Origin of the sequence: Cupriavidus sp. SK-3 (assembly GCF_000611145.1) — a bacterium.
Lineage (GTDB): Bacteria > Pseudomonadota > Gammaproteobacteria > Burkholderiales > Burkholderiaceae > Cupriavidus.
In genome coordinates, this window is the sequence record NZ_JFJV02000069.1 from 1 (window position 1) to 10,257 (window position 10,257).

The following is a 10,257-nucleotide window of genomic DNA, read 5'->3' on the forward strand; positions in this document are numbered from 1 at the left end:
TTGCGTGGCGTCAGCCGCTCCAGCGGCTCGATCCGGCGAATCCCGCAAGCTGCGCTACGTCTTCCGATCCACTCTGGCGGATCACGCCCTCGATGGCCGCGCCGGCCTGAGGGTTGGCCGTGATGGATACCCATGGCTTTACCGATTTCGCCATGAGCCTGTCCCGTCTGGTGGGCTTTGATCTTTGCCCGCAGCTAGCTCACCTGCGCGCCCGCCGCCTGCATGTGCCCAGGGATCATGACATACCGGCCGAACTCGCCGCAGTGGTGGACGCCGATGTCCGGTTGGTATTGATCGAACACGCCTGGGATGAACTGGGCCGCATTGCGGCATCGGTGCAGAGCGGGCAATGCACGGCGGTCCAGGCGCTGACGCGCTTCGGCACGGCGGCGAAGGGCCAGCCTGTCTATGAGGCCGGCGTTCATCTCCGTCGGCTGTTTCGCACCATCTTCCTGATCGACTATTTCACCAATCTGGCCTTCCGCCACGAGATGCAGCATGTCTTGAACCGTGGCGAGGCGGTCCACACGGTGCAGCGGGCCATTCACTATGGCAAGATTCCGCTCGAACTGACCCGCCATGATGCGTCGCTGGCGGCGGTTTCGTCGGCCCTGACCTTGTTGTCAAATGCGGTGATGGCCTGGAATACGCAGCACATGCAGCGGGCGCTCGATGCGATCGATGGGAGGCCATGCGGCCGGAAGATCTGCGCCAGATCGCACCGACTCGCTTGGATGGCATCAACTTGCGCGGCACCTTTGATTTCCCGATTGTGCGCTACGTCCATCGACTGCTGCCCAGTAGCGCTAATTCGCTAGCTCGACCGCCACTGCGCCAGCAGGCCGGGTAGGTACTTGCAACAGTTGCCGCGCTGCGCTTCGTAGCTCAGTGCCCCAGACCGATCGCCCCCTGGCCGATGACATCAAGTTCCGTCGTGCCCTGAAGGCACAGCGCGACAGGGTGAGCCCGCATTCTCTGCTGGGTCTGCTGCCAATGCAGCCCCATGATATCGCGCCAGTCACTGCTGTCGTTACCACAGAAGCGATAGGCTCCGACGGTCTCGGCCCCCAGCACCGGCACGCTGGCTGTGGGATCGGCCGCAAATCGCTCTATCAATATCGATATCCTCGCGCGCTGGTTGAGGCGCGCATCACCGAGGTCTAGTCGGGCAAATTCAGTCGCTGCCCGGTGTGCCGATTCAATCGTCAACGCGTCACCAAAAATGCGAGAGTAAGCGCGAGACTGCGGGAGTCTGCAAGTGCCGCTTCATGTCATTGAACGGTAAACCCGGTAAACCTTCCCTTTTCCTGAGCTTCCTGGTCGCCACGGGCGGCGGCCATAGATGTGGATAATCGCCTCCATCAATTACCCTCATAATAACAATGAACATAGTTCATTAAAAATGGGCTGAATTCTCGCCGTAGTCTACTTCTCGGGAAGTCCTTATAGATGCGTGGGGATAGGTGCTTACCCTAGTTCGGGGCAAGTAAAAATAACTTAAATCTGGTTGTGAAATCATTGCATTCATATATCTCATATGGCTTTGCGGGGAGTATGCAGACACTATGGCGAAGTATTCCATGTGTGGGCCTCCGATACCCCCTCGCCGTGCATATGGAAGGCACAAAACAGTTCTGGTAGTGTGGCTTCGTTTACGAATAAAAATGATCGGAGCTAACGTGGAAAAGCTTGGATTCGTTGTCGAAACGCCTTTGATACAGCGCCTGCAGCGTCGGCATTTCCTGCTGTTCGACGTACTCCCCTTGCTTCTGGTATTGGCCACTCCCCTGTATTGGTCATACCTGTACCGCAGTTATTTCGAGGTTTTATTGTTCGCTCTGATGTGGCTGGCCACGGGCCTGGGCATTACTGTCGGATACCACCGGCTATTCACGCACAAGTCATTTCAGGCGGCTTGGCCGGTACAGGTCATACTGGCCATCTTGGGGTCGATGGCGGCACAGGGCGGCGTGACGTCATGGGTAGCTATTCATCGACTCCATCATGAGAAAAGTGACTCCGAGGGTGATCTGCATTCTCCGAATCAAAATGGCACCGGGTTAGTAAATCGGCTGAAAGGACTGCTCCATTCCCATTTTTTGTGGATGAGTCGGCATCCCTATCCGAATGTGGTGCGCTATGCGCCCGACCTGCTCCGCAATGGCCATGTCGCGGCCATCAATAGGAATTACTACAGGATTGTGCTGGCGGGGATCGTGTTCCCGGCATTTGCCGGCTATCTCTACCACGGCGATGCCCGGGGCGTCCTTTCCGGCCTTTACTGGGGCGGCGTGCTTCGAATCTTTGTCCTCGAACATATTATCTGGTCGATCAACTCATTTTTGCATGTTTTTGGTGCCAGGGACTATGAAACCAAGGAGTCTAGCCGGAATGTCGGCGCACTGGGACTCATTACCTTAGGTGAATCCTGGCATAACAACCACCACAGATTCGCAAACTCGCCGAGTTTCGGATTGAAGTGGTACAACCTCGATCCTGGTTTCTGGCTGATCAAGCTGTTCGAAATAGCCGGGGTCGCATGGGATCTGCGCCTGCCGGATGCAAAGCAGGTCGATGGGCGGCGTCTCATGCGGTAACTGCAGTAATTGCGGTAATCCTCCGTATCGTGAACAACAATCAAGAACAAGGAAGATAAATGCCGGTATCTCGCTCCAGGGAAGAAATTTCAGCATGGTGCACCCAGTTCATTGTCAACAACCTGGGTATCCCGCCCGCGAAGGTCGACACCTCGCATGAGTTCGACGCGTACGGCCTCGATTCCACGGCCGCGGTAGGCCTAGTCGTCGAATTGGAAGAGTGGCTAGGCCGCCCGGTCGACCCGTCCGTGCTGTTCGAATACCCTACCATCGACGCGCTAGCGAATCATCTCGAAGGTGAGCCGGCATGAACGACAGGGCGCGTGCGCTTGAGGCCATCCAGTTTCACTACGACGTCAGCAATGACTTCTATTCGCTCTGGCTCGACGAGCGGATGGTGTATTCCTGCGCCATGTGGGATCCAGAGCGGCCAGACGAGGGCTTGGCCGCGGCGCAGCGGCGGAAGGTCGATTATCACCTCGACCAAGTGGGGGTGGAGTCAGCGAACACGATTCTTGATGTCGGCTGCGGTTGGGGTGCAATCTTGCAGCGTGGCGTCGAGCGCAATGCTAACCTGGCTCATGCAGTCGGGCTGACGCTCAGCGCTGCGCAGCACGAACATGTGACGCTAGTCGCCGCCGCCACGCCGCAGATTTCCTGTAGGCTGGAGAATTGGCTCGACCATCGGCCGGACAGCCGGTATGACGGTATCGTTTCCATCGGCGCATTCGAGCATTTTGCATCGCCCGACGATAGCGACGCGCAGCGCCTAGAGAAATACCGCGCCTTCTTTGCGTTCTGCAAAGCGCATCTGAATAAGGGAGGACGCCTGTCCATGCAGACGATCGCCTATCTCAGCATGCGTCGGACCGATGCCAGCAAGTTCATGGAGACCGAGATCTTTCCGAATTCGGATCTCCCGTATCTGTCGGAGGTAGTGCAGGCTTGCGAGGGCTTGCTGGAGGTCACTTCCGTCAGGAACGATAGGCTCGACTACGCCCGCACCTGCGGGCTGTGGCTGCAGCGGCTTCGACAGCGACGCGACGAGGCGGAAGCGGTGGCCGGCAAGGATACTGTTGCCAGGTTCGAGAAATATCTGGCCATGAGCTCCATCGGCTTTCATCAGGGAAAGCTGTGCCTCCTGCGCATGACGGCTCGCAATTCATGACGCGCATCATCTTCAACCCGTTCGCGCAGAGCTTCAGGCAGAATCCCTACCCGACGTATCGGGCTATGCGTGAGGCCGGTGCCTTTCGCGCGCTGGGGATGTGGGTGTTCGCCCGTCATGATGACGTCAAGGCGGTCCTGCGCGATCGCCGCTTCAGTTCGGCGCTCATCCCTGCCATCGTGGAGGGGCGCCTTGCCGAATTCGGCATGGTTTGTCCGGAGGTCAGCAAGCTGGGCAAAAAGGCCATTGTCTTTACCGACAATCCGGAACATGCGCGGCTCAGGCGCTTGGCCAATGTCGTTTTCAGCCGCGATCTGCTGGAGGGCCTGCGTCCGCTTGCACGGCGACTGATGCGGGAGCATTTGGACAGCTACTTGCGCGGGCTAGGCGATGACTTTATCTCGCGCGTGGCTAGGCCATTGCCCCTGAAGCTGCTGCTCTCCTGGATGGAGATCGATCATGTCCACCTGGAGGCGGTAGCGCGATGGAACCACGAGATTCGATACTTCCTCGAGCCGGGCACCGTGACGCGCGATCAGTTCGCGCAGATCTATGCGTCCCTGAAGGGATTCCTCACCTTCTTCTCGCACTATATCGAGGCGAGGCGTGCCGGAAGCGGTTCCGACCTTATCAGCCAGATGGCTACGCGCCGAACACGTGACGACAGTTTCACCGCCGAGGAAGTGGCCTATATGTGCGTCATGGCGTTTGTAGCCGGCGCCGAGACCACGCAAGCGCTGCTCGGGAATGCCGCGTGGCTGCTGGCCACCCACCCGGCAGAGCTCGAAAGACTTCTCTCCGGACAGGTGACGGTGGGGCAAGCCGCCGACGAGATACTGCGCTTCGAAACACCCTTGCAGATGACCAAGCGCGTCGCCACGGAAGATGCTTTCGTCGGCGGCGTCGACATCAAGGCAGGCGATCAACTGCTGTTGTGTCTCGCGGCCGGCAATCACGACGACGCGATATTTCCGCATGCGGATACGTTCAACATCGGCCGTGCAAATGCTGACCAGCATCTGGGTTTCGGCTACGGCGCGCATGCCTGCTTGGGCGCTCACCTTGCCCAGATCCAGGTGGAAGCATTGCTGGACGAGCTGGTGGCTCGGCGGTCGCTGCGCTTGTCGTGCGTCGCGGCGCCGGTGTGGCAATCTCATTCAGTGATTGTCAGGGGGCTGGACTCGCTCACGCTGGCAACAGATCAGAGGGGGGATGCGCTTGCAGACGATCGCCAGATTGTTGATTGAACGAGCGGAGGCCAGGCCCGAAGACACGGCATACATCATCCTCGATGACCATGGCGAGGAGGCGCAACGCCTGACGTATGCCCGGCTGTTGGCCGGCGCCGCCGAGGTCGCGCACGCCGTCGCCCGCCATGGCGCGCAGGCGAGGATCGTGATTGCCTTGCCCACGTCGGTCGAGTTTTGCCTGACGTTCTACGGATGCCTGCTGGCCGGCAGCGTGGCGGTACCGATCCCGGTGCCCAATGTACATCGGTTCGAGGCCGTGCTGAGGATCGTCAGCGGGTGCGAGGCGAGCTGCATCGTCACGCTGCCATCGCTGCTTGCCGGCTTGCGACAGGCTCTCGACGAAGCGGGCATGGCTTGGGTGAATGTCATGACCTATGACGCCCTGATTGCCGGCATCGCCGCCCCCTATCGGATGCCGTCCGCAAACCAGGTCGCGCTGCTGCAATACACCTCTGGCTCGACGGCGGCACCGAAGGGCGTGATCGTCACCCACGGCAACATCATCGCCAACGAAGTCATGATCCAGGCGGCATTTCGTCATTCAGCAGCGACGACTGTGGTCGGATGGGCGCCGCTGCACCACGATCAGGGCCTTATTGGCAACATGATCCAGCCGCTGTTTGCCGGATGCCGGTGTGTGCTAATGGCGCCGATGACGTTCCTGCGTGCCCCGCATCTCTGGCTGCAAGCCATTTCGAGGTATGCCGCGCACACCAGTGGCGGCCCCAATTTCTGCTACGACCTCTGCGTAAGCCGGGTTTCCGATGACCGTTGCCATGGGCTGGACCTTTCGAGTTGGCAGCTGGCATTCAACGGTGCCGAGCCGATCAGCGCCAGTACGCTGCGCCGGTTTGCCGATAAGTTCGAGCCGTATGGCTTTCGCTTCGAAAGTTTCTTTCTCTGTTATGGGCTCGCGGAGGCATCGTTGTATGTCTCGGGCGCCCACGCGGCGGCCTCCATGCGAGCGCTGGTCGACGCCGACGACGCACCGGTGCATGGGGGTGTTCCGCATCCCGACATGTCGCTGTTGCTGCGCCCCGCCAGCAGCGCCGCGCAAGAACAAGAAATCTGCATTGCAGGCCCGAACGTGACCTCCGGATACTGGGGGAGCCAGGGCGGCGACCTCTTCTTCGAGGCCGATGGCAAAAGCTATCTCCGCACAGGCGATACGGGCTATCTGAAGGATGGCTACCTGTATGTCACAGGCCGCGCCAAGGAGGTCTTAATCATTCGTGGCCGCAATGTCTATCCCTACGATATCGAACGTACCGTGACGGCAACTCATGAGGCTTTCCTGCCAGGCGCCTGTGCCGTGATTGCGATCGGGGCGCAGGAGAACCAGGAAATCGTTGCCGTCCAGGAGGTGGAGAGGACCGCCAGACATGCCCTCGACTACGACACCATCGCCGCATCGGTGAGACGGAATGTAGTGCGACAGCACGACGTGCTGATCAAGCGCGTCGTGTTTGCCAAGCCCGGCTTCATCCCGAAGACAACCAGCGGCAAGGTCAAGCGTGCCCAGCTTGCAATCGGGCTGCCGGACATTGCCGACGCGAATCCGAAGATCATTGCCACAGCCTGAGGAACAGAACGACATGAACAACGAAGAAATGAAGGCCTATCTTCAGTCAATCATCGCCAGGACGCCGTTCGCGGCGTCGCTGGGCGCCGAGGTACTGTCAATATCGCCGGGAAACGTGGAGCTCTGCATCCCTGTCGTACCGGAGAAAGTGCACCAACACCATGGGTTCGTCCACGGCGCAGTCATCGGTTTCGTTGCCGACAGCGCATGCGCCTGGGCCGCCGGATCGGTTGCCGGTGACGTGGTGACGTCGGAGTACAAGCTGAACCTGCTAGCCCCGGCAACGGGTGAGAAGATCATCGGCGTGGGTAGCGTGATCAAGGCGTCGTCGCGCAGTGTCGTGTCGAAGGCCGAGATCTACTCCGAAAGGGCAAACGAGCGCAAACTCGTGGCGTTTGCGGTAGCGACCATCATGAAGGTCGAGACGAAATGAGCCACACTTTCGTACATACTGGGGAGAATATGGAATCGGAAAACGCTTCTGTGGACCTGCCGGAGGGCTATCAGCCACTATTCCGTACGAGTCCGTTCCTGGATGCGACCGGGCCCTATTTCTACAAGCGGCTGGGCGAGGGGTTTACGGTCGCGCTGCGGGTGCAGGCCAAGCACACCAACGCGTCGGGCACGATTCACGGTGGACTCGTCGCGACCTTGGCGGACGTTTCCCTCGGCTACGTCACCGCGACATCGCAGCAGCCGCCCCTGCGCATGACGACGGCTAACCTCAGCATCGACTATGTCGGTACGGCAAAACTCGGCGACTGGGTCGAGGCCCACGTCAACGTTGTCAAGGCAGGTTCCCGCCTGGCGTTCGCCAATGCGCTGATCAGCACCAGCGGACGCCCGATCGCCAGCACCAGAGCTGTGTTCCTAGTCGTCGGCAACCAGCCGGATTAGCCCGCTGCAAATGGGGTACGGCGAGGCGCCGGAGCGCGCTGCCGAAAGCTGATGCTTCTACCAGCACAACAAGAATGCAGGGAGACAACACCATGTTTGGCCCAGACTTTTGTCGCGACCCGTACCCCACTTACAGGAAGCTGCGTGCCGCCGGCGCGATGCACTTTACCCCGGCATTCGGCGCACCCGGCGCTTGGCTGGTGCCGCGGTACGAAGGCGCCGCCAAGGTCTTTCACGAACCACGGCTGACGGCCAGGCGATCGCATCGCTTCTTCGATCAGTATGCCGACGAAGTCAAGGCCGAGCTCCGCGAGTTTGCAAGGATCTTCAAGATGTGGGTCGTGTTTCTCGATCCACCGGATCATGGCATCTGGCGCAAAGTCATGATGGCGGGCTTCTCGCCCAGCCGTGTGAAACTGATTCAACACGAGGTGGCATCAACCGTCACGCGCCTGCTCGACCGGGCCGAGGACGCGGGCGAGTTCGACTTCATTGGTGAATTCGCATACCGGCTGCCCATCCTCGTCATGGCCAATGTTATGGGAGTCAAGGCCGACGACAACGACGCGTTCGTCGGCTGGGCGGACGATATTGCCCGGTTTTTCGGCAATCCCGGCGCGCCGGTCGACGTCGCCAGGCAAGCACAGGCCGCGGTAATTTCGCTGCAGGATTACTTCAGGCGCGTCATCGCCGAGCGCGTGGCCGAACCGCACGACGACGTCATCAGCCAGATGGTCGCCGCGATCCGGGCGCATGTACGGGATGACGACGAGCGCACGACCTTCCTCTATGACATGTTGCCCGCACAGTGCGGCGGGCTGTTGTTCGCTGGCCATGAGACGACCAGCAATCTGATCGGCAATGGCATGCATGCCCTGTTTCGCCACGAGGACCAGCTCGCGAAGTTCGTCGGTGAGCCCGGTCTCGTCGCCCAAGTTGTCCGTGAGGTCATCCGCTACGATACCTCGGCGCAACTCAGTAGCCGTATGGTCGCGGAACCCTTCGAGTTTCTCGACCAGCGCCTGGAGCCCGGCCAGATCGTGATTGCGCTGACCGGCTCGGCAAACCGGGACGAGCGGGTCTTTCCGGACCCGGATGCCTTCAGGATCGAGCGGCAGGACGAAGCCGCGCCATTGACGTTTGGATACGGGCGGCACTATTGCCTGGGGTCGCACCTGGCCACCCTGGAGGTCGGTACGGCTTTGCGTCAGCTGGTGGAGCGCTTTCCCCGCATCGCTCCGATTGATACCACACTGGAGTGGACCAACAACTTTAACTTCCGCGGCATCCGGTCGATGCGCGTCAGTGTGCGGTAACGGCAATGAAAAAGGTCGAATCTGGCAGCGATTTCATTTCGGAGCGTGCGCGTTGCACGTATTGGCTGTTCACGCTGGCAACCTTCTGCATCTTCCTCTCCGGGTCGAGCAATGCGTTCTTCGCGCCGGTTCTGCTCGATGCGCGGTTTTCGGAAGCACAGGTCGGCATGCTGCTTTCCAGCGGTGCCATTCCTGTGGTGCTGTGCACGCTGCTTGCTGGTGCCTGCGTGCAGAGGTATGGCCCCGGCGCCGTGATTCGCGTGGGCGTTGCGATGATCTTTATCGGCTTCGTGCTATTCCAGTTCGCTGTGAACGCGGCGTCCCTGCCCGGAACAGTGATGGCCATGATGATGCTGACCGCCGGCGTCGGCGCGTTCATGCCCACCGCGTTTCTTTATGTGCGAATGCTGCTGACGCCCAGGCGTCTAGTGCGCTACGTCGGCATTTACAGTGCGATGCTTCAGCTTCCAACGCTTTTCGGGCCGCTGTTCGCGCAGTACGTGTTCGAGCACTGGGGACGAGGTCGCTTCTTCTTGGTTGCGTCCATTCCCTGTGGCATTGCAATGCTCTGGCTCGGTCTCACCCAGTTCCGGCGCGAAGGGTCCGCTCCCGTCGTGTCGTCTGCCGGCCATGGCTACCTGGATACTGTCCGGCGCGGATTGCCATGGGGACCGAATGTGGCGGGCTTTGCCGCCGGGATGCTGTTTGGCGCGGTCAACGCATTCATTGCCGTGGCACTCATGCGCCGTGGCGTGCCCGTGACGTATTTCTTCACGGCGTTCGCGACGGGCTACCTTGCCATGCGCGGCCTGATGGCATTCCTCGACGAACTCAGCAAGCCGGCCGTGATATGCATCGGCATTGCCTTGATGATAGCCGGGATTGCCTCGGCCATGTCCGACAGCGGCGGCTCCACGCGGACCATCGTGGGCGGTTGCCTGTTCGGGCTGGGATACAGCGTGGTCTATCCGCTTTGCACGATTTGGGTTTCGGAATCATTCGTCCCGGAGCAACGCAGCCGCCCGGTCGCGATCTTCAACGCCATCTTCACGTTCTCGGTGCAGGTGGCGCCGTTATTTGCAAGCCTCATTCTCCAGGTCGGCGGCATGGGCGCGCTCCGGGCTACGCTGGTGATCGGCGGTGGTGCCACTGTGCTCGGGCTCTTGCTCCACAGCGTGCGTGCGCCGGCCTCCCGCAGCCAGGAGCTGTAAGGCTTTTCGCGGCATTGTCGCAGTAGGCTCCGGTAGAATGAGCCGGTTGCGAAGTCCAACTGCACACTGGTATGGAGTGGCGCGGCGCGGCATTTCGGGCCAGCTCGAATACCGTCACTACGATGTGTTCACGGTGCTAGACAAGCCGGCCGAGATCAATCCGGACGGCTTGGCGCTGAGTTTCGGCTACGATCGCGAAGGCATCGTAAAGCCAGAAATGACACATAAGCCTAGAA

At 60.2% G+C, this 10,257-nt stretch carries 12 protein-coding genes and 1 pseudogene; 11 read left to right on the forward strand and 2 right to left on the reverse strand.

Annotated elements, in window-relative coordinates:
- Positions 1 to 10: 10 nt before the first annotated feature.
- Positions 11 to 154 carry a hypothetical protein gene (locus tag CF70_RS36905; RefSeq protein ID WP_200876711.1) on the reverse strand — a complete coding sequence of 48 codons (144 nt, stop codon included), beginning with the start codon at positions 152 to 154 and terminating at the stop codon, positions 11 to 13.
- On the opposite strand from CF70_RS36905, the pseudogene CF70_RS07570 reads away from it, so the two are divergent.
- A pseudogene (locus tag CF70_RS07570) lies at positions 123 to 850 on the forward strand (Tn3 family transposase); the annotation flags it as partial. The gene CF70_RS36905 and the pseudogene CF70_RS07570 sit on opposite strands and share 32 nt — an antisense overlap.
- A gap of 35 nt (positions 851 to 885) precedes the next feature.
- Here the strand turns inward: CF70_RS07570 and CF70_RS07575 are convergent.
- Positions 886 to 1,209: a transposase DNA-binding-containing protein gene (locus CF70_RS07575; protein ID WP_160172236.1), complete on the reverse strand. Its 324-nt coding sequence runs from the start codon at positions 1,207 to 1,209 to the stop codon at positions 886 to 888.
- Positions 1,210 to 1,679: 470 nt separating this feature from the next.
- Between CF70_RS07575 and CF70_RS07580 the strand changes: the two genes are divergently transcribed.
- From CF70_RS07580 to CF70_RS37485, 10 genes are all read left to right on the forward strand, one after another.
- A complete protein-coding gene (locus CF70_RS07580) occupies positions 1,680 to 2,597 on the forward strand; it encodes an acyl-CoA desaturase (RefSeq protein ID WP_035862665.1) in 918 nt (305 codons plus the stop codon).
- A 59-nt stretch (positions 2,598 to 2,656) separates the two neighbouring features.
- Complete coding sequence (locus CF70_RS07585) at positions 2,657 to 2,908, forward strand: acyl carrier protein (protein ID WP_035862652.1); 252 nt, start codon at positions 2,657 to 2,659, stop codon at positions 2,906 to 2,908.
- Positions 2,905 to 3,765: an SAM-dependent methyltransferase gene (locus CF70_RS07590; RefSeq protein ID WP_035862654.1), complete on the forward strand. Its 861-nt coding sequence runs from the start codon at positions 2,905 to 2,907 to the stop codon at positions 3,763 to 3,765. The genes CF70_RS07585 and CF70_RS07590 overlap by 4 nt, the downstream gene beginning before the upstream one ends.
- A complete protein-coding gene (locus CF70_RS07595) occupies positions 3,762 to 5,012 on the forward strand; it encodes a cytochrome P450 (RefSeq protein ID WP_051648128.1) in 1,251 nt (416 codons plus the stop codon). The genes CF70_RS07590 and CF70_RS07595 overlap by 4 nt, the downstream gene beginning before the upstream one ends.
- Positions 4,984 to 6,597 carry a fatty acyl-AMP ligase gene (locus tag CF70_RS07600; protein ID WP_160172237.1) on the forward strand — a complete coding sequence of 538 codons (1,614 nt, stop codon included), beginning with the start codon at positions 4,984 to 4,986 and terminating at the stop codon, positions 6,595 to 6,597. The genes CF70_RS07595 and CF70_RS07600 overlap by 29 nt, the downstream gene beginning before the upstream one ends.
- A gap of 13 nt (positions 6,598 to 6,610) precedes the next feature.
- Positions 6,611 to 7,030: a PaaI family thioesterase gene (locus CF70_RS07605; protein ID WP_035862656.1), complete on the forward strand. Its 420-nt coding sequence runs from the start codon at positions 6,611 to 6,613 to the stop codon at positions 7,028 to 7,030.
- Positions 7,027 to 7,494: a PaaI family thioesterase gene (locus CF70_RS07610; RefSeq protein WP_200876710.1), complete on the forward strand. Its 468-nt coding sequence runs from the start codon at positions 7,027 to 7,029 to the stop codon at positions 7,492 to 7,494. Before CF70_RS07605 ends, CF70_RS07610 begins: the two co-directional genes overlap by 4 nt.
- Positions 7,495 to 7,586: 92 nt before the next feature.
- Positions 7,587 to 8,810, forward strand: coding sequence for a cytochrome P450 (locus CF70_RS07615; protein ID WP_035862661.1), 1,224 nt, complete (start codon positions 7,587 to 7,589; stop codon positions 8,808 to 8,810).
- A 5-nt stretch (positions 8,811 to 8,815) separates the two neighbouring features.
- Positions 8,816 to 10,021: an MFS transporter gene (locus tag CF70_RS07620; RefSeq protein WP_035862663.1), complete on the forward strand. Its 1,206-nt coding sequence runs from the start codon at positions 8,816 to 8,818 to the stop codon at positions 10,019 to 10,021.
- 37 nt (positions 10,022 to 10,058) lie between these two features.
- A partial coding sequence (locus tag CF70_RS37485; RefSeq protein WP_152561724.1) for a hypothetical protein occupies positions 10,059 to 10,257 on the forward strand: 199 nt, incomplete at its 3' end.

What these genes read in the sequence shown, in the direction of transcription:
- CF70_RS36905 (WP_200876711.1), bottom strand. Translation starts at nt 154, where the DNA reads ATGGCGAAATCGGTAAAGCCATGGGTATCCATCACGGCCAACCCTCAG.
- CF70_RS07585 (WP_035862652.1), top strand. Translation starts at nt 2,657, where the DNA reads ATGCCGGTATCTCGCTCCAGGGAAGAAATTTCAGCATGGTGCACCCAG.
- CF70_RS07590 (WP_035862654.1), top strand. Translation starts at nt 2,905, where the DNA reads ATGAACGACAGGGCGCGTGCGCTTGAGGCCATCCAGTTTCACTACGAC.
- CF70_RS07595 (WP_051648128.1), top strand. Translation starts at nt 3,762, where the DNA reads ATGACGCGCATCATCTTCAACCCGTTCGCGCAGAGCTTCAGGCAGAAT.
- CF70_RS07605 (WP_035862656.1), top strand. Translation starts at nt 6,611, where the DNA reads ATGAACAACGAAGAAATGAAGGCCTATCTTCAGTCAATCATCGCCAGG.
- CF70_RS07610 (WP_200876710.1), top strand. Translation starts at nt 7,027, where the DNA reads ATGAGCCACACTTTCGTACATACTGGGGAGAATATGGAATCGGAAAAC.
- CF70_RS07615 (WP_035862661.1), top strand. Translation starts at nt 7,587, where the DNA reads ATGTTTGGCCCAGACTTTTGTCGCGACCCGTACCCCACTTACAGGAAG.
- CF70_RS07620 (WP_035862663.1), top strand. Translation starts at nt 8,816, where the DNA reads ATGAAAAAGGTCGAATCTGGCAGCGATTTCATTTCGGAGCGTGCGCGT.